Origin of the sequence: Bradyrhizobium sp. HKCCYLRH3097, from assembly GCF_051167875.1 — a bacterium.
Classification (GTDB): Bacteria; Pseudomonadota; Alphaproteobacteria; order Rhizobiales; family Xanthobacteraceae; genus Bradyrhizobium.
The window spans coordinates 180,421-197,686 of sequence record NZ_JBNPTX010000011.1; the positions used below are offsets into that span (position 1 = coordinate 180,421).

Consider the following 17,266-nt stretch of genomic DNA (forward strand, 5'->3'; position numbering starts at 1 on the left):
CGTCATGGAGCGTGATCTGCTCAGCCCGTGGCTGCGATGGCATCGTCATAGGCACGCACGGAAGCGACCGCGGTGTCTCGCACATCGCTCGCGCTCATCCCCGGCTTGTACAGGCTGGAGCCGAGTCCGAAGGCTCGCACACCGGCTACGGCATAGGAGGCGAGATTCTTGTCCGACACACCGCCGACGGCACCGACCACGACGCCTTTCGGCAGGACGGCAAGTTGCGCTGCAATCCCCGACGGACCGAGCACCGACGCCGGAAAGTATTTCAGGGCCGAGGCGCCGCAACGCAAAGCAAGAAAGGCCTCCGTCGGCGTGAAGACCCCGGGCATGGTGACCATGTCGTAGGCCTGCGCCGTCGCCAGCACTTCGACATCGACGTTGGGGCTGACCATCAGACGCCCGCCGGCCTCCGCGACACGCACGCAATCTGCGGCATTGACGACCGTCCCTGCACCGATCAGGCAGTCCTTGCCGAACCGGGCGGCGAGACGCTCGATCGAGACGAACGGTTCCGGCGAGTTGAGAGGAACCTCGATCAGCTCGAAACCGGCTTCGATCAGGACATCGACGATGGCCTCGGACTCGTCGGGTTTGATACCGCGCAGGATCGCAACCAGCGACCGCTTGACATGCGGCCAGGCAACGGACTTTGTCATGGTCGGAAACGCGCTCCCCAGATCTGCCGCGCGGCCTTGACCAGGCCGCGCCGGGACGCCTGCTCGGCATCACATTCGTTCACGTCGAAACCAGCAGCGGCCAGCGCCGCGCGATAGAGCCGGCCGAGCCGGCCCGCTCCGATCAACCGGAGTGGAAGCTCGGCGCCAAACCGCGCCCGAGCGTCGGCGATCTCACTGCCGATCAGAAGCCCGGAGAGCCTCGCAGCCCCATCGGACCGCTGCTCAAAACCGAGGAGCTGGGCTGCGCGCAGCCGGAACAGCGCATTGGTCAGTGCCGTCGGCGCGGCAAGCGACGCTGCGAAGCTCTCGCGGAACGCCGCGTCGTGCTCGACGGCCGAGGCCTCCGGTTCGACGGCGTGCATCAAAATGCTATGTTGAGAGACGACCGCGAACAGCTCGCCGGTCATGTAGGTGGCAAAGTCGATCACAGCGCCGGCATCGATCCGGATCCATTTGCTGTGGGTGCCCGGAATGCAGACGATCCCGGTGAAGTCCGGCTCGGTGACGCCGAGCAGCTGGGTTTCCTCGCCGCGCATCACGTCCGGCTGATCCGCCCGCGCCTGCGCCAGTCCCGGCAGAATCCTGACGTCGCCATCCGTGTCGACGCCAATCGCGCCGGCATGCAGCGCCTCCAGCCGGGTGGGCGTGTGCAGATAAGGCGCCTCGACCCAGCCTTGCCGCGCGCCGGCCATGCCGCAGATCAGCACCGGAACATCGGCCGGCGCGCCGAGCTTCGCCAGATGGTCGCGCAGCACCGGCGCGAAGCCAGATGTCGCGCAATGCAGCATGCCCTCGCTACCGCGGCTCCCGGCCAGCTCCGTCCCGTCTCCGGCCATCAGCCAGGCGCGGAAGCTGGATGTCCCCCAGTCGACGGCGACAAGGGCCGGCGTTGCTGACGAATAGACGGCGGTCACACCTTGCTCCCGATCACTTCGACCTCTGGCAATGCCATGCCGCGCGGGCCGCGCAAACAACAAATTGCGCAATGCACGATTATGCACGTTGTTATTCTTGTTTATGCCTGATATGAGGACGGCATGTCAGACCTTCCACTGGCGCGCCGCGACCAGATCGCCGGCCGCCTCTCGGCGGGGCACGCGGTCGTCGCGGCCGCCCTGGCCCACGAATTCGGCGTCTCCGAGGATGCCATCCGGCGCGATCTTCGTGCGCTTGCCGCCGAAGGACGCTGCCGCCGGGTGTATGGCGGCGCATTGCCGATCGCCGGCGGCATGACACCGATGGCGGCGCGGATCGGGCAAGATCGCGAACGCAAGCTGGCGCTCGCCCGGACGGCCGCCCGCGGCATCGCGCGTGGCGAATTTCTCTTCCTCGATAGTGGCAGCACCAATCTCGCCCTCGCTGAAGTCCTGCCCGATGATTTCGATCTCACCGTCGCAACCAACGCCATCGACATTGCCGCAACCGTGCTGCACCGGCAGGACCTGCAGTTGATCATGATCGGCGGCTCCGTTCATCCCGCAGTCGGCGGCTGTGTCGACGCCGATGCGCTCATGCAGGTGCAGCGCTTGAACATCGACCGCTGCTTCATCGGCGCCTGCGCTGTATCGGCGCAAGGCGGCATCAGCGCGGTTGATCCGACTGACGCAGCATTCAAGCGGACGCTGCTGTCGCTGAGCCGCGTAAGCGTCGCAATGGTCACCAACGAGAAGCTCGAGACCCGAGCCCCCCACCGTATCGCCGGCGCCAAGACCATCAGCCAGCTCACCGTCGAGCATGATGCGCCGGCGGCCCGGCTCGCCCTGCTCAAACGGACGGGAGCCACCATCATGACGGCCGCCCCGCCGGTGTGACAGCGCCCTTCAGAAAGTCGGGAATCTTCCAAATGAGTTCTGATCACAGCGCGGCGCGGCTCGCGACCCGCCTGGCCTTCTTCGTCGCCGGCTTCGGCATCGCCTGCTGGGCACCGTTGGTGCCGTTTGCCAAACAGCGGCTCGGCGTCGATGATGCGACGCTCGGGCTGCTACTGCTCTCGCTCGGCGTGGGCTCGGTCGCATCGATGCTGGCCGCCGGACTGCTGAGCGCCCATTATGGCAGCAAGCCGGTCGTCATCGTCAGCGGTATCGCTCTCGCGCTGTTCCTGCCGCTGCTGGCGATCGCAGCAACGCCAGCGACACTCGCACTCGCATTGTTCGCCTTCGGTGCGGCGCTGGGCTCGCTCGACGTCGCGGTGAACATCCAGGCGATCGACGTCGAGCGGCTGAGCGAACGTCCGCTGATGTCAGGTTTCCATGCCCAGTTCAGCATCGGCGGCTTCGCGGGCTCCGGCGTCATGACGGCGCTGCTCGCGTTCGACGTCGCGCCGCTGCTCGGCACACTCGCTTGTTGTGCGCTCGCCCTGGCCGCGATGATCGTGGCCGCCCCGCGACTGATGGCGAGCAAACCCGCGCAATCGGGGCCGCTGCTCGTGCTTCCGCACGGCGCGGTGCTGCTGCTGGCGGCGCTCGCCGCGATCATGTTCCTGGTCGAAGGCGCGATGCTCGACTGGAGCGCGCTGCTGCTCGCCAGTTCCGGCCGCCTGCCGGCCGCGCAGGCCGGATTGGGCTACATCATGTTCTCGATCGCAATGACCGCAGGGCGCCTCGTCGGTGACGCCGTGGTTGCACGGATCGGTGATCGCGCAACGTTGCTCGGGGGCAGCGCCATCGCCATCGCGGGCTTCGTCCTGCTGCTCGCGGCTCCGTGGGTTGCTGCTGCCATGGCGGGCTTTGCGCTGATCGGCCTCGGCGCGTCGAACCTGGTCCCAGTGCTGTTCCGCCGAGCCGGGGCGCAGACCGCCATGCCGGTCGGGCTGGCCGTCGCGGCCGTCACCACCGCAGGCTACTCAGGCGTGCTGCTGGGCCCCGCAGGCATCGGCTTCATCGCCGCAGCCACCAGCCTGCCGGCCGCATTCTGGATGTTGGCCGCACTGCTCGTCATCGTGCTGCTGAGTGCGCCGTTGGCCGCGAGCACGCAGCCTTAGGAACGAGGCGCGCCGCTCCGGTTTGACCCGGCATCTCATGCCTCGGCCATTCGTCTGCACGAAGCGACGTCGTCTATCGCTGAGCTGCCGGTCTCACGCCGGCGCCGAACCATCTTGGAGCACGCTCTCGCGCATTTCCTGATAGCGCGCACCGGTCTGCGGCTTGACGAACAGCGCCGCGACGATCGGATGCCGCGCCCTCAGCTCGCTCTCGATCGCAACCACGGCGCGCTCAATGTCGTCGGCGCGCTGATCGTCCGCAAACTCGATGCTCAGCGCGACAACGACATGCTGCGGTGACAGCTGCACCGTGAGCAGGCCATTGGCTGACTTGACGCCCTTCCTCTTGCGCGCGATGTCGAGGATCGAACGCGCCAGCTCCGGGTCCGCCGGCTCGCCGATCAGGAGACTCTTGCTCTCCCGCGCGAGCACCATCGAGGTCGCCGCAAGCAGCACACCGATCAGGATCGATCCGATGCCGTCCCATGCCGGCTCATCGAAGGCGACGGCCGCAGCCATCGCGGCAGCAGCAATCACGATGCCGATCAGTGCCGCGCTGTCCTCGAACACGACCATGAAGGCCGGCGGGTCCTTGCTGCGCCTGAACGCCTCGAGATAGGAGAGACCCGGCGCAGCCGCGCGAAACCGCCGCACCGCCACCCACCAGGAGCCTGCCTCGAACACGAAGGAGAGCCCGAGCACGACGTAGTTCACCGTCGGGTCTTCGATCGGCCGCGGATGCATCAGGTGCGTCACGCCTTCATACAGCGAGACGCCGGCGCCCAGCGCGAACAAGAGCAGCGCGACGATGAAGCTCCAGAAATAGAGCTCACGGCCATGGCCGAGCGGATGCCGCTGGTCGGGCGGACGGCTTGCGCGATGAAAGCCGTAGAGCAGCAGCAGTTCGTTCGAGGTGTCGACGGCGGAGTGGATCGCCTCGCTCATCATGGCCGAGCTGCCGGTCCACACCGCCGCGGCGGTCTTGGTGCAGGCCACGAGCAGATTGCCGGCAAGCGCGGCATAGACGGCAACCTTGGAATCCGCGTTTGCCGCCATGTCGCCTGCCTGTTCCCTGCGCTCGTGCGCCGGGCAACGCGAGCTGCGGGGCATCGGTTCCCGTGGCGCGCTTGCGGACGTCGCCGCGCCGGAGCAGGATCGCCCGATCCGCAACGGAGCAGAGTGACGATGGCGCCGAGAGATGAGGCGAGAGACGGACAGAGGCAAGCCGGCGCCCAAGACCGGGACGCAGATTTCCTGCGCCACAGCTTCGCCATCGCCCGCCGCGCGACATCCAACGGCAATCATCCATTCGGAGCGGTGCTGATCGCTGCCGACGGCCGCGTTCTCATCGAGGCCGAGAACGGCTACATGCCAGCTCATGACGCCACGGCCCATGCCGAGCGGCTGGTCGCGACCCAGGCCTGCGTTTCGCTAGCGCCCGAGATCAGGGCGGCGGCCACGCTGTATTCGTCGGCAGAGCCGTGCGCGATGTGCGCGGGCGCCATCTACTGGGCCGGCATCGGACGCGTGGTCTATGGCCTCAGTGAGCGGCGGCTGCGCGGCATTACCGGCAATCATCCGGAGAACCCGACCCTCGACCTGCCGTGCCGCGACGTGTTCGCGAGCGGCCAGCGTGCGACCGAAGTCGTCGGCCCCCTGTTGGAGGAGGAAGCCGCGACGCTGCATGAGGGAGCCTGGGACAAATGAAGCAGGCGCCGCGACCGGAGGCGCGGCGCCTGCTTGCGTGGCTCGATCGATATCAGAACTTCACGGTCACGCCCGAATACAGCGACGACTCGGTGCAGGCGCCCGTGGCGACGCGGGTGCCGCCGACACCGGCGACGGAACAGCCGACCGCGTTGTTGTGGTCGAGGCCGAACTTGTTCTGCCAGTAGCGATAGGCCACCCAGACGTCGATCAGGTGGCTCTGCTTCTCACCCCACATCGCCTTCGACGCATCGAAGGTCAGGCGGATCGGCTCGGAATTGAACTCGATCTTGGTCGGATAGACGCCGTTCGCGACGCTGGCCGGGAGCGGCTCGGTGTCGGTGCCCTTCTTGCCGTACCAGCCGGCGCGGCCCGAGATCGAGAAGAACTGCATGCTCTCCGGCAGGAAGCCGAGATCCATGTAGTAGTTGGTCTCGACGGCCCAGGTCGGCTTGAACGAGGTATTGCCGTCATTGATGCAGGGGTTCGACCAGCCGGCCCCGCACTGCGAGAACGAATTGTGGTTGGCGAACTCCCAATACATCAGGGGAGCGACGTTGAAATAGCCCTTGTAGGGCAGGTTGAACGCGAACTGCAGGCCGGCAACCACGTCGCGTTTGGCGGCGCCGAAATAGCGGTTCTCGGTATTGGCATCCATGCCCACCTCGAACGAAATGTTCTGCAGCGGGCCCATCGTGAAGGCCTTGGTGTTGAAGATCTGGTTCCAGCCGAAGGTCGAGCGGAACAGTCCGTAGATTTCGGTCGCACCGGCACAGCTCGCCGGCGTGAAGGCGAAACCTGCGTTGGGCGACACGATCCCGCCGGTCTGCGTGCACGGCCCAGCGGGGTCGTTGTGGTCCGACTTGAACAGCGAGATCGTGAAGAAGTTGGTGCCGTAACCCCAGACGTCGAAATGGGTGAACGAGTAGACCTGCTTGGCGGTCTTGGCGTTGAATGTGCCGTTGCCGTTGACACTCCATGCACCAGGCTGGCTGGCATCGAAGATATAGGAGTAGCTGACGCGATTGTCGACGACGAGGAAGAACGGCACCTCGGCCGGCGCCTTCTTCGCGATCGCCTTGGCGGACAGGTCAGCGGCCCCCGCTGCACCGACCGACGTCAGCGCTGCCGCGCCCATTGCGACGACCGCCGCGATTGTTTGACGTAACGACATTCAGAACACCCCCAGTTGACAAGCGCCGATTCCCGACTTGCATGCACAGTTGCGCCGTTCCACGGGTGGGAGAAGCCTCAACTTTCTCCAGGACTTGCCCGCAGTTTGATCAAGGTTCCGCCGTATTGCAGCGGCGACGACATCGGTCGCGAGCTTGGGCATGGGACGATTGGCCGCGGCCACGATGCTCCCAGACCCCGATCTTGCGGCTTCACATTGCTGAAGTTTTTCCGAAAAGCCCCGCCTGGCCTTCCGCGCGCGTTCGCGGCAACGCGCGAGCGCAAGCGCGCCCCTGGACGCGCATGGGATGACGCTGCTCATCCAACGGGCAACGTGCTGCGGGCGGATCGATTTCCGGCCGGTGTCTCAAAACTGCCACAGAACTTTATCGTTCGCTCCGCTCGACCGATTGCGGGACGTGATGCCTGCAACCGCTGGCGCACTGCATTCGCCGAACGCGGCGCGATGGACGCTTGGACAAGAGTTGGGCAGACGATGGCGCTTTTCGCCTCTTACGCGCCGCGGCAAATTAGATCACAATTGAGGCAGCTTCATTCCCCTGCCCCATGACGCAGCAAATGCCTGACCCCGCGCCGGCCGATCCGAACCCTACGCCTCCGCTCCTGCAGACGATCGGATTGACCAAGCGCTATGGCGACTTCGTTGCCAACGACAAGATCGACATCGAGATCCGGCCACGCGAGATTCACGCCTTGCTCGGCGAGAACGGCGCCGGGAAGTCGACGCTGGTGAAGACTATCTACGGACTGGTGCAGCCGAGCGCCGGTGAGCTGCGCTGGCAGGGTGTGCCCATCACGCTGTCCGGTCCCGCGGAAGCGCGATCCCTCGGCATCGGCATGGTATTTCAGCATTTCTCCCTGTTCGACAACCTCACGGTGGCTGAGAACGTGGCGCTCGGGCTCGATGGCAAGGAGCCACTCAAGGCCATGTCGGCGCGGCTCGCGGACGTCGCGCGCGACTACGGACTGCCGCTCGATCCGAAGCGCGAAGTCTGGCAATTGTCGGTGGGCGAGCGGCAGCGCATCGAGATCGTGCGCGCGCTCATGCAGAATCCGAAATTCCTCATCCTGGACGAGCCCACCGCCGTGTTGACGCCGCAGGAGGCCGACCAGTTGTTCGTCGTGCTCGAGCGACTGAAAGCAGAAGGCCGCGCCATCCTCTACATCAGCCACAAGCTCGAAGAGGTGAAGCGGCTGTGCGACACTGCCACCATCCTGCGCGGCGGCAGGAAGGTCGCGACCTGCAATCCGAAGCTGGAGACGGCTGCCTCGCTGGCGCGCATGATGGTGGGGACCGAGATCAAGGACGTGAAGCCGCCGGCCGAGCGGCGCACCACCGTGCCGCGTCTGGTCGTCAATGATCTCACCCTCGCCCCCAGCGAGCTGCATGGCGTGGGCCTCAAGAACGTTTCCTTCGAGCTGAAGGGCGGCGAGATCCTCGGCATCGCCGGTGTCGCCGGCAACGGCCAGGACGAGCTGTTTGCTGCGTTGTCCGGCGAACGCCTCGTCAAAGAGCCCAGCGCGATCATCATCGACGGCCTCGCCTGCGGCAATCTCTCGATCACCGAGCGCCGCAAGATGGGCGCGGCGTTCGTGCCGGAGGAGCGGCTGGGGCATGGCACCGCGCCGCGGATGAGGTTGTCCGAGAATGCGCTACTGACCGGACACGCCGCGGGCGACATGGTCCGGCACGGCTTCATCAACGCCGCAGCGACATTGCGGACGGTCGATCTGACGACCGAGACGTTCGATGTCCGCAAGGCCAAGCGCGATCCGGAAGCGGCGAGCCTGTCCGGCGGCAATCTGCAGAAGTTCGTCGTCGGCCGCGAGATCCTGCGCACGCCGGCTGTGCTGGTCGTCAACCAGCCGACCTGGGGCGTCGACGCAGGTGCCGCCGCGATCATCCGCCAGGCGCTGATCGATCTCGCCAGCGCGGGCGCTGCCGTCCTCGTCACCAGCCAGGACCTCGACGAACTGATCGAGATCGCCGACCGCATCGCGGTGATGTTTCACGGACACTTGTCGGAGGCGCTGCCACGCGCGGAGGCGACGCGGGAAAGGCTCGGCCTGTTGATGGGTGGCGCCAGCCTCGAGAAGGAGGCGGCGCATGCAGCTCGTGCTTGAGAAGCGCGCCGAGCGTTCGCGCACCATCGCGCTGGTTTCGCCGCTGATCGCGATCGGACTGACGCTGGTGACCATGAGCGTGCTGTTCGCCGTGCTCGGCAAGAACCCGATCACCGCGCTCGGCGTCTACTTCATCGCGCCGCTCACCGACGGCTATTCTCTGCAGGAGATCGCGGTGAAGGCCACGCCGCTGGTCATGATCGCGATCGGCTTGTCGCTGTGCTACCTCGCCAACGCCTGGAACATCGGTGCCGAGGGCCAGTTCCTGATCGGGGCCGTTGCCGGCAGCTGGATCGCGGTGAAGACGCAAGGCACCGAAGCGGGACACTGGGTGCTGCCGGCGATGCTGGTCGCAGGCGCCGCAGCCGGCGCGCTCTATGCGCTGATCCCGGCGCTGTGCCGCGTCAAGTTCGGCGCCAGCGAGATCCTCATCAGCCTGATGCTGGTCTATGTCGCCGATCTCCTGCTCGACTATCTCGTTCGCGGCCCCTGGCGCGATCCCGCCGGCTTCAACTTCCCCACCACGGCGGAGTTCGATCCGGTCGCCACCGTGCCGGTGCTGATCGAGGGCGGACGCCTGCATCTCGGCAGCATCATCGCACTGATTGTCGTTGCCGGCGCCTTCGTGCTGCTCGAGCGCACCATCAAGGGGTTCGAGATCCGAGTCGTGGGCGTGGCGCCGCGTGCGGCACGGTTCGGCGGCTTCAATGCGAACCAGCTCATCCTTCTGACGTTCGCCGTGTCGGGCGCATTGGCCGGTCTCGCAGGGATCATCGAGGTGGCGGGACCCATCGGACATCTGCAGCCTGGCATCTCGCCGGGCTATGGCTTCACCGCGATCATCGTGGCCTTCCTCGGACGGCTCAATCCGGTTGGAATATTCATTGCAGGGCTTTTTCTCGCATTGACGTTCATTGGCGGCGAGCAGGCCCAGATCACGATGAAGATTCCGCTCGATGTGACCAAGGTGTTCCAGGGCATCCTGCTGTTCTACGTGCTCGCCTGCGACTCGCTCATCCTCTACCGTTTCAAGCTCGTCTTCGCCGCGCGGCAGGTGCAAAGTGGTGCTGGTTGAAGCAATCATCCTGTCGGTGCTCGCCGCATCGACGCCGCTGCTGCTGGCGGCCACCGGCGAGCTGGTCACCGAGCGCTCGGGCGTCCTCAACCTCGGCGTCGAGGGCATGATGATCGTCGGCGCGGCCTGCGGCTTCGGCGGGGCCTGGCTGTCCGGCTCGATCATCGTCGGCGCGCTGTGCGGCATCGTCGCCGGCATGCTGATGTCGCTGATCTTCGCGTTCATGACCCTCGGCCTCGCCGTGAACCAGGTGGCGACGGGCCTCGCGCTGACCATTCTCGGCACCGGTCTGTCCGGCCTGATCGGCGCGCGCTTTGTCGGCGAACGCATCAGCACCGCGCCGCACCTTTCCATTCCCGGCCTCAGCGACATCCCGCTGGTCGGCCGTATCGCGTTCGGCGAGGATGCGTTCGTCTATCTGTCGCTCGTCTTGATCATCGCCGTCTGGTGGTTCCTGTACCGCACCCGTGCCGGCCTGGTGCTGCGCGCCTGCGGCGACAACCATGTCTCCGCCCACGCGCTCGGCTATCCCGTGCTGCGCATCCGTTTGCTCGCGGTGCTATTCGGCGGCGGCTGCGCCGGGCTCGCCGGCGCCTATCTGCCGCTGGCTTATACGCCGTTCTTCATCCCCGGCATGACCGCGGGGCGCGGCTGGATCGCGCTGGCGCTGGTCGTGTTCGCATCCTGGCGACCGGGCCGCCTTGTCATCGGCGCCTACCTGTTCGGTGCGGTGACGATCCTGCAGCTGCATGCGCAGGGCGCCGGCGTCGGCATCCCCTCGCAGTTCATGTCGGCGCTGCCGTACCTCGCCACCGTGATCGTCCTGGTGCTGCTGTCGCGCGCCCGCACCGGCGGCTCCACCGCGCCGGCAGCGCTGGGGACGGTGTTCGTGCCGGATCGCTGAACCAATCATCCGGAGCGCCAGCGATGGGGCGCTGCGCTCTGGCTCACGAGGTTTTCCCCGGATTGTTTGGAGGCATGGACGATGATGAAAAGGCTTCTGGGGGCTGCCGCCGCGCTGGTGCTGGCGGGAAGCGTCGCCGGCGTGGCGCACGCCGCCGACAAGCTGAAGGTCGGCTTCATCTATCTCGGGCCGATCGGTGACCTCGGCTGGACCTATCAGCATGAGCTCGCGCGCCAGGCGTTGGTGAAGGAGCTCGGTGACAAGATCGAGACGACCTATCTGGAGAACGTACCGGAAGGCCCGGACGCCGAGCGCGCCATCGAGCAGTTGGTCCGCGCCGGCAACAAGCTGATCTTCACGACCTCGTTCGGCTACATGGATCCGACCCTGAAGGTCGCCAAGAAGTATCCCAACGTGCATTTCGAGCACGCCACGGGCTACAAGCGCGACAAGAACATGTCGACCTATTCGGCGCGCTGGTATCAGGGCCGCTACATCCAGGGCATCATCGCCGGCACGATGTCGAAGGCCGGCGTGCTCGGCTATATCGGCTCGTTCCCGATCCCGGAGGTCATTTCGGGCATCAACGCCACCATCATCGGCGCGCAGACGGTCAATCCGAACATCAAGGTCAAGATCATCTGGGCCAACACCTGGTTCGACCCGGGCAAGGAAGCCGACGCCGCCAAGGCACTGATCGACCAGGGCGCCGACATCATCATGCAGCACACCGACAGCCCGGCTGCCATGCAGATCGCAGCCGAGCGCGGCAAGCTCGCCTTCGGCCAGGACTCCGAAATGATCAAGTTCGGCCCCAAGGCGCAGCTCACCTCGATCCTCGACACCTGGGGCCCCTACTACATCGCGCGCGTCAAGGCCGAGCTCGACGGCACCTGGAAGTCGGAGGACACCTGGGGCGGCCTCGATTCCAAGATGTTCGAGATGGCGCCCTATACCAACATGCCCGATGACGTGAAGAAGCTGGCCGAGGAGACCCAGGCCGCGATCACCGCCGGCAAGCTGCACCCGTTCAAGTGCCCGGTGCTCGGCCAGGACGGCAAGGAGATCGAGTGCAAGGGCGGCGACCATCTCGCCGACGGCCAGATCCTCGGCATGAACTTCTACGTCAAGGGCGTCGACGACAAGGTGCCGGGCAAGTAGACGCAGCACCCGGCAAGAACTCCCCCCACACGTCGGGGGGAGTTCTCGAGCGGATATTTTCCAACGCTGCGCGCTTCACCCTCCCCGCATGGCCTTGGCGGCCGCGCTGTGCCGATCGATCAGCCCGCCGACGTCCAGTCCCGGAATGGCGCCGTCGATCACGGTCCAGCGGCCGCCGACCATCACGCGGTCGGCGCGATGCGCGCCGCACAGCACCAGCGCGGCGATCGGATCCCCTGAACCCGAGAAGCGCAGCTCGTCGAGTTTGAACAGTGCGAGGTCGGCGGCCTTGCCCACCGCGATCTCGCCGAGCTCCGGCCGGCCGACGCAGGCGGCCGAGCCCTTGGTTGCCCAGCGCAGCGCATCCTTGTGGCTGATCCGGCCAACGCCGTAGCGCGCCCGCTGCAGCAGGAACGCGGCACGCACCTCCTGCATCAGGTTTGAGCCGTCGTTCGACGCCGAGCCGTCGACGCCGAGGCCGATCCCGACGCCCGCCTCCTCCATCTCGCACACCGGGCAGCAGCCGGATGCGAGCAACTGGTTCGAGCAGGCGCAGTGAGTGATCGCGGTCTTGGCCTTGCCGAGCCGTTTCATCTCCTCGGCATTGAAGAAGATGCCGTGCGCCAGCCAGGTTCGCGGTCCGAGCCAGCCATGCTTCTCCAGATAGTCGAGCGGACGGCAGCCGAACATCGCCTCGCAGAAGCGGTTCTCGTCCTCGGTCTCCGCGAGATGGGTATGCAGCCGCACGTCGAGCTTGTCGGCGAGATCGGCCGTCTTCTGCATCAGCGATCCCGTGACCGAAAACGGCGAGCACGGCGCCAGCGCGATCTGCACCATCGCATCCGGCCCGCGCTCGTGATAGGTCGCGACCACGCGCTCGCTGTCGGCGAGGATCGTATCCTCGTCCTGCACCACACTGTCCGGCGGCAATCCGCCGTCGCGCTCGGACAGGTTCATCGAGCCGCGGGTCAATAGCACTCGAATGCCCAGCCGCTTCGCCGCCGCCACCTCGATGCCGACCGCGTCCTCGAGGCCGGCCGGAAACACGTAGTGATGATCGGTCGTCGTCGTGCAGCCGGACAGCATCAGCTCGGCCATCGCAACCGTGACCGCCGCATCCAGTGCCTCCGGCGTCAGCTTCGCCCAGATCGGATAGAGCGCCTTCAGCCAGGGGAACAGCTCGCGGTCCATCGCGGCCGGCAGCGCGCGCGTCAGCGTCTGGTAGAAGTGATGATGGGTGTTGATCAGCCCGGGGATCACGACATGCCCGCTGGCATCATAGATCGCCGCATCAGCGGTGGCCGGCTCGGCCCCGGCAGGCACCAGCTCGGCGATGCGGCCGTCCTTCACGACGACACCGCGCGCAGCACCCTCGGCGAGAATGGCGAGCGGGTCCTTGATCCAGATCGGCGTCGTGCTCATGGCTGTCTCGTCTCGGTGATTGGGCGTTTGCATGTGCCGGTAACTTGCAAGCGGAAGGCCAGCGTCATCCTATTGCCAGTTGGCGCTGGTCTTGCAAGGATTCCACCCGCGATAGGCTGCGCCCACGAGCTGGCTTCACCATGGATCTGAACACCATCACGGCGGTCGTGCGCCCGAGGACGCGGGCCGAGCTGCCCAGCTGGCAGGCAGGCGATGCCTGGCTGGCCGGCGGCACGTGGCTTTTCTCGGAACCGCAGCCGCGCCTGTCGCGGCTGATCGATCTCAGCGATCTCGCCTGGCCGTCTCTCAGCATCAGCGATCAGGGCCTGTGCATCGCCGCGACCTGCAGCGTCGCCGATCTGGACGCGCTGCCCTGCCCGGCCGAGTGGATCGCGGCGCCGCTGATCGATCGATGCTGCCGCGCGTTCCTCGCTTCGTTCAAGATCTGGAAGACGGCGACCGTGGGCGGCAATCTCTGCATGTCGCTGCCGGCCGGGCCGATGATCTCGCTGCTCGCCGCGCTCGAGGGCGTCTGCACGATCTGGAAGAACGACGGCAGCGAGCAGCGCATCCAGGTCACCGACTTCGTCACCGGAAACAACAGCAACGTGCTCGCGCCTGGAGATCTGCTGCGCCAGATCGACGTTCCGCTGGCCGCGCTCAAGCGCCGCGCTGCCTTCCGCCAGATCGCCCTCACACCGGTCGGACGCTCCGGCGCGCTGCTGATCGGCACCTCGGGCCGCAGCGGCGACCTGCTGCTCACGGTAACCGGATCGACGATCAAGCCGCAGCAGCTGCGCTTCGCCACGATGCCCGACCCAACCGAATTGCGCGCCGGCATTCTCGGCAGCATCCCAGACGCGTCGTATCATGATGATGTTCATGGCAAGCCCGCCTGGCGCAAGGCGATGACTCTGCGCCTCGCCGAGGAGATCCGCGCCGAGTTCGCGGGCTTCAGGCCATGAGCGTGATCGTGGATGGCAAGGAGGTCGATGCTGCCCCGCGCCCCGGGCAATGCCTGCGGACCTTTCTGCGCGACACCGGCCATTTCGGCGTCAAGAAGGGCTGCGACGCCGGCGATTGCGGTGCCTGCACTGTGCTGCTCGACGGCGAACCGGTGCATAGCTGCCTGATCCCTGCCTTTCGTGCCGATGGCAAGGCGGTCACGACTGTCGAAGGCCTCGCGACCGATGACGGCCTGCATCCGATGCAGCAGGCCTTCCTCGATGCGCAGGCGTTCCAATGCGGCTTCTGCACCGCCGGCATGATCGTCACCTGCGCCTCGTTGAACCAGGCGCAGAAGAAGGATCTCGGCGCGGCGCTGAAGGGCAATCTGTGCCGCTGCACCGGCTATCGCGCCATCGAGGACGCGCTGCTCGGCCACGTTCATGTCGAGCAGGTCACAGCCGGCGAAGCCTTCGGACGCAGCCTGCCCGCCCCCGCCGGCCCCGACGTCGTACGCGGCCGGGCGCGCTACACCTTCGACACGACGGTCGAAGGCCTGCTGCACGTCAAGCTCGCGCGCTCGCCGCACGCGCATGCGCGCATCGCCGGCATCGACAAGAGGGCTGCGCTGGCGGTGCCGGGCGTGCACGCCGTGCTGACGCATGAGGATGCGCCGGCGACGCTGTTCTCCACCGCGCGCCATGAGCAGGCCTGGATGGATCCGGCGGACACCCGCGTGCTCGACGACGTCGTGCGCTTCATCGGCCAGAAGGTCGCGGCCGTCGTCGCCGAGACCGAAGCAGCGGCCGAAGAGGCCTGTCGGCGTCTCGTCGTCGACTACGAGATCCTGCCTGCCGTGGTCGATCCCGCTGACGCGATCGAGCCCGGCGCGCCGGTCATTCACGCCGGCCGTGGCAGCGCGCATCGCATCGCGGACGTCGCCCGCAACATCGTCGCCGAGACCCATGGCGAGTTCGGCGACGTCGCCGCCGCGCTCGCGTCCGCCGCCGCGACCTATGAAGGCACCTTCACCACCCAGCGCGTGCAGCATGCGGCGCTGGAAACGCACGGCGGTCTCGCTTGGCTTGACGAGAAGGGCGTACTCACCGTCCGTTCCAGCACGCAGGTGCCGTTCCTGACGAAACGGGCGCTGTGCGAGATCTTCGACCTCGCGCCCGATAATGTCCGCGTGTTCTGCGAGCGCGTCGGCGGCGGCTTCGGCGGCAAGCAGGAGATGTTCGTCGAGGACATCCTCGCGCTCGCCGCGCTGAAGACAAAGCGCCCCGTGAAGCTCGAATTCACCAGAGAGGAGCAGTTCATCGCGACCTCGACGCGGCATCCGATGCGCGTCACGGTCAAGGCCGGCGCCGACAAGGATGGCAAGCTGACCGCGCTGCAGCTCGATGTTCTTTCCAACACCGGCGCCTACGGCAATCATGCCGGGCCCGTGCTGTTCCATGCCTGCGCCGAGTCGATCTCGGTCTACAATTGTCCCAACAAGAAGGTCGACGGCCTCGCCGTCTACACCAACACGGTGCCGGCCGGCGCCTATCGGGGCTACGGCCTGCCGCAAACCACGTTCGCGGTCGAAGCCGCGATCGACGAGCTCGCGCGGCAGCTCGGCATCGACGCTTTCGAGATGCGACGCCGCAACATCGTCAGGCCGGGCGATGCCATGCTGGCGCCGCCGGCATCCGGGCACAGCGACGTGCTGTACGGCTCCTACGGGCTCGACCAGTGCCTCGATCTGGTCGAGCGCGCGATGGCCGAGGCCACGCCGACGCCGGAGCTGGCGGCCGAGTGGCTGAAGGGCGATGGCATCGCGCTGACGATGATCGACACCGTGCCGCCCGATGGACATATCGCCGATGCCACCGTCAGCCTGCGCGACGACGGCGGCTTCGTGCTCACCGTCGGCACCGCCGAATTCGGCAACGGCACCAGCACCGTCCATCGCCAGATCGCCGCGACCGTGCTCGGCACCACCGTCGATCGCATCACGCTGAAGCAGTCCGACACGGCGCATGGCGGCCACGACACCGGCGCCTATGGCTCGACAGGCACCTTCGTCGCGGGACGCGCGACCCAGGCTGCGGCCGAGGCGCTGGCCGAGACGATCAAGCGGTTCGCTGCCGACAGGTGGAACGTCGCTCCCGGCGCCTGCGTGATCGCCGATGATGCAATCACCTGCGGCGCACACCGTCTCGCTTTCGCCGAGCTCGCGAACGCCAGCGGATCGCCGCTCACCGCGAGCGGCAGTTCGCAGGGCACGCCGCGCTCGGTCGCGTTCAACGTCCAGGGCTTTCGCGTCGCTGTGAACAAGGGGACCGGCGAGATCAGGATCCTCAAGAGCGTGCAGGCCGCGGATGCCGGCCGGGTCGCCAATCCGATGCAGTGCCGGGGCCAGGTCGAGGGCGGCGTGGCCCAAGCGCTCGGTGCCGCGCTGTACGAGGAGATCGTGATCGACGACATGGGCCGCGTGATCAATCCGCGCTTCCGCGACTATCACCTGCCGTCCTATGCCGACGTGCCGCGCACCGAGGTGCTGTTTGCCGACACCCACGACACGATCGGCCCATTGGGGGCGAAGTCGATGAGCGAGAGCCCCTATAATCCGGTCGCCGCCGCGCTCGGCAACGCGCTGCGCGCTGCGACCGGCATCCGCTTCGCGGCCGTGCCGTTCAAGCCGGACCGGCTGCTTCCGCAGTTGCAGGAGAAATTCGGCGAATGAGCCGGTCTGGGGAAACGGCTGCGCTATGGCTTGGGCCGGCGATCGTACGACCAACCGAACACGCCGCTCCGCTGGGTCTCGGGCTCCGCTTCCGCAGCCGGCTCCGACCGCTGGGCGGCCGCCTGTGGCGGGGCGGCGGGAGCGACCGGCTTGGGGATGCTCTCGCATTTCATCGCATAGACCAGCTTGCCGTCCTCGGTTCGTCCGATCGGCGCGCAGGCATCGGCGCGCTTGGCCGTGCTCTGCTTGGGTGCGGTCTGCGCCGCCGCCAGAGGCACACTAGCGAACTGTCCCAGCACCAGCATGATCAGAACCAGTCTCGTCATTCCGCCCGTCCCGC

Annotated in this window: 15 protein-coding genes; 9 read left to right on the forward strand and 6 right to left on the reverse strand. The window is 66.7% G+C overall.

Annotated features, from left to right (window positions below; genetic code table 11):
* Positions 1-20: 20 nt before the first annotated feature.
* Both ACQR0U_RS24710 and ACQR0U_RS24715 read right to left on the reverse strand, forming a co-directional pair.
* Positions 21-662, reverse strand: coding sequence for a 2-dehydro-3-deoxy-6-phosphogalactonate aldolase (locus tag ACQR0U_RS24710; RefSeq protein ID WP_316167618.1), 642 nt, complete (start codon positions 660-662; stop codon positions 21-23).
* The gene (locus ACQR0U_RS24715) at positions 659-1,597 is read right to left on the reverse strand and encodes a 2-dehydro-3-deoxygalactonokinase (RefSeq protein ID WP_315827080.1); all 939 of its coding nucleotides are present in this window, start codon (positions 1,595-1,597) and stop codon (positions 659-661) included. The genes ACQR0U_RS24710 and ACQR0U_RS24715 overlap by 4 nt, the downstream gene beginning before the upstream one ends.
* Before the next feature lie 123 nt (positions 1,598-1,720).
* On the opposite strand from ACQR0U_RS24715, the gene ACQR0U_RS24720 reads away from it, so the two are divergent.
* Together ACQR0U_RS24720 and ACQR0U_RS24725 are read left to right on the forward strand one after the other, a co-directional pair.
* Positions 1,721-2,494 carry a DeoR/GlpR family DNA-binding transcription regulator gene (locus tag ACQR0U_RS24720; protein WP_316167616.1) on the forward strand — a complete coding sequence of 258 codons (774 nt, stop codon included), beginning with the start codon at positions 1,721-1,723 and terminating at the stop codon, positions 2,492-2,494.
* A 32-nt stretch (positions 2,495-2,526) separates the two neighbouring features.
* Positions 2,527-3,663 carry an MFS transporter gene (locus tag ACQR0U_RS24725; protein ID WP_434842868.1) on the forward strand — a complete coding sequence of 379 codons (1,137 nt, stop codon included), beginning with the start codon at positions 2,527-2,529 and terminating at the stop codon, positions 3,661-3,663.
* Between the two features lie 93 nt (positions 3,664-3,756).
* On the opposite strand, the gene ACQR0U_RS24730 is transcribed toward ACQR0U_RS24725, so the two are convergent.
* Positions 3,757-4,719: a cation diffusion facilitator family transporter gene (locus ACQR0U_RS24730; protein WP_315750277.1), complete on the reverse strand. Its 963-nt coding sequence runs from the start codon at positions 4,717-4,719 to the stop codon at positions 3,757-3,759.
* A 129-nt stretch (positions 4,720-4,848) separates the two neighbouring features.
* Here ACQR0U_RS24730 and ACQR0U_RS24735 point away from each other — a divergent pair, with 129 nt between their 5' ends.
* Entirely contained in the window at positions 4,849-5,370 is a 522-nt protein-coding gene (locus ACQR0U_RS24735; RefSeq protein ID WP_315750276.1) for a nucleoside deaminase, read from the forward strand.
* A 52-nt stretch (positions 5,371-5,422) separates the two neighbouring features.
* On the opposite strand, the gene ACQR0U_RS24740 is transcribed toward ACQR0U_RS24735, so the two are convergent.
* Positions 5,423-6,544: a hypothetical protein gene (locus ACQR0U_RS24740; RefSeq protein WP_315827085.1), complete on the reverse strand. Its 1,122-nt coding sequence runs from the start codon at positions 6,542-6,544 to the stop codon at positions 5,423-5,425.
* A gap of 578 nt (positions 6,545-7,122) precedes the next feature.
* Here ACQR0U_RS24740 and ACQR0U_RS24745 point away from each other — a divergent pair.
* The 4 genes from ACQR0U_RS24745 to ACQR0U_RS24760 all read left to right on the forward strand — a co-directional run bounded on the left by ACQR0U_RS24745 (position 7,123) and on the right by ACQR0U_RS24760 (position 11,828).
* Positions 7,123-8,688, forward strand: coding sequence for an ABC transporter ATP-binding protein (locus tag ACQR0U_RS24745; protein WP_315827086.1), 1,566 nt, complete (start codon positions 7,123-7,125; stop codon positions 8,686-8,688).
* Positions 8,672-9,763 (forward strand): ABC transporter permease, encoded by a 1,092-nt coding sequence (locus ACQR0U_RS24750; RefSeq protein WP_315750273.1) that lies wholly within the window; start codon positions 8,672-8,674, stop codon positions 9,761-9,763. The genes ACQR0U_RS24745 and ACQR0U_RS24750 overlap by 17 nt, the downstream gene beginning before the upstream one ends.
* Positions 9,750-10,667, forward strand: coding sequence for an ABC transporter permease (locus ACQR0U_RS24755; protein WP_315717789.1), 918 nt, complete (start codon positions 9,750-9,752; stop codon positions 10,665-10,667). The genes ACQR0U_RS24750 and ACQR0U_RS24755 overlap by 14 nt, the downstream gene beginning before the upstream one ends.
* An 81-nt stretch (positions 10,668-10,748) precedes the next feature.
* Complete coding sequence (locus tag ACQR0U_RS24760) at positions 10,749-11,828, forward strand: BMP family ABC transporter substrate-binding protein (protein WP_315827087.1); 1,080 nt, start codon at positions 10,749-10,751, stop codon at positions 11,826-11,828.
* Between the two features lie 75 nt (positions 11,829-11,903).
* On the opposite strand, the gene ACQR0U_RS24765 is transcribed toward ACQR0U_RS24760, so the two are convergent.
* Positions 11,904-13,250, reverse strand: coding sequence for an 8-oxoguanine deaminase (locus ACQR0U_RS24765; RefSeq protein ID WP_315717791.1), 1,347 nt, complete (start codon positions 13,248-13,250; stop codon positions 11,904-11,906).
* A 140-nt stretch (positions 13,251-13,390) separates the two neighbouring features.
* On the opposite strand from ACQR0U_RS24765, the gene ACQR0U_RS24770 reads away from it, so the two are divergent.
* On the forward strand, positions 13,391-14,215 hold the full coding sequence (locus ACQR0U_RS24770; protein WP_315827088.1) for an FAD binding domain-containing protein: 825 nt from the start codon (positions 13,391-13,393) through the stop codon (positions 14,213-14,215).
* Positions 14,212-16,926 carry a molybdopterin-dependent oxidoreductase gene (locus ACQR0U_RS24775; protein ID WP_316203225.1) on the forward strand — a complete coding sequence of 905 codons (2,715 nt, stop codon included), beginning with the start codon at positions 14,212-14,214 and terminating at the stop codon, positions 16,924-16,926. The genes ACQR0U_RS24770 and ACQR0U_RS24775 overlap by 4 nt, the downstream gene beginning before the upstream one ends.
* Before the next feature lie 23 nt (positions 16,927-16,949).
* Here the strand turns inward: ACQR0U_RS24775 and ACQR0U_RS24780 are convergent, their stop codons facing one another.
* Positions 16,950-17,252, reverse strand: a complete 303-nt coding sequence (locus ACQR0U_RS24780; RefSeq protein ID WP_315827090.1) for a hypothetical protein — start codon at positions 17,250-17,252, stop codon at positions 16,950-16,952.
* Positions 17,253-17,266 lie beyond the last annotated feature (14 nt).

What these genes read in the sequence shown, in the direction of transcription:
- ACQR0U_RS24730 (WP_315750277.1), bottom strand. Translation starts at nt 4,719, where the DNA reads ATGGCGGCAAACGCGGATTCCAAGGTTGCCGTCTATGCCGCGCTTGCC.
- ACQR0U_RS24720 (WP_316167616.1), top strand. Translation starts at nt 1,721, where the DNA reads ATGTCAGACCTTCCACTGGCGCGCCGCGACCAGATCGCCGGCCGCCTC.
- ACQR0U_RS24775 (WP_316203225.1), top strand. Translation starts at nt 14,212, where the DNA reads ATGAGCGTGATCGTGGATGGCAAGGAGGTCGATGCTGCCCCGCGCCCC.
- ACQR0U_RS24710 (WP_316167618.1), bottom strand. Translation starts at nt 662, where the DNA reads ATGACAAAGTCCGTTGCCTGGCCGCATGTCAAGCGGTCGCTGGTTGCG.
- ACQR0U_RS24765 (WP_315717791.1), bottom strand. Translation starts at nt 13,250, where the DNA reads ATGAGCACGACGCCGATCTGGATCAAGGACCCGCTCGCCATTCTCGCC.
- ACQR0U_RS24780 (WP_315827090.1), bottom strand. Translation starts at nt 17,252, where the DNA reads ATGACGAGACTGGTTCTGATCATGCTGGTGCTGGGACAGTTCGCTAGT.
- ACQR0U_RS24770 (WP_315827088.1), top strand. Translation starts at nt 13,391, where the DNA reads ATGGATCTGAACACCATCACGGCGGTCGTGCGCCCGAGGACGCGGGCC.
- ACQR0U_RS24740 (WP_315827085.1), bottom strand. Translation starts at nt 6,544, where the DNA reads ATGTCGTTACGTCAAACAATCGCGGCGGTCGTCGCAATGGGCGCGGCA.
- ACQR0U_RS24745 (WP_315827086.1), top strand. Translation starts at nt 7,123, where the DNA reads ATGCCTGACCCCGCGCCGGCCGATCCGAACCCTACGCCTCCGCTCCTG.
- ACQR0U_RS24725 (WP_434842868.1), top strand. Translation starts at nt 2,527, where the DNA reads ATGAGTTCTGATCACAGCGCGGCGCGGCTCGCGACCCGCCTGGCCTTC.
- ACQR0U_RS24735 (WP_315750276.1), top strand. Translation starts at nt 4,849, where the DNA reads ATGGCGCCGAGAGATGAGGCGAGAGACGGACAGAGGCAAGCCGGCGCC.
- ACQR0U_RS24750 (WP_315750273.1), top strand. Translation starts at nt 8,672, where the DNA reads ATGCAGCTCGTGCTTGAGAAGCGCGCCGAGCGTTCGCGCACCATCGCG.
- ACQR0U_RS24760 (WP_315827087.1), top strand. Translation starts at nt 10,749, where the DNA reads ATGATGAAAAGGCTTCTGGGGGCTGCCGCCGCGCTGGTGCTGGCGGGA.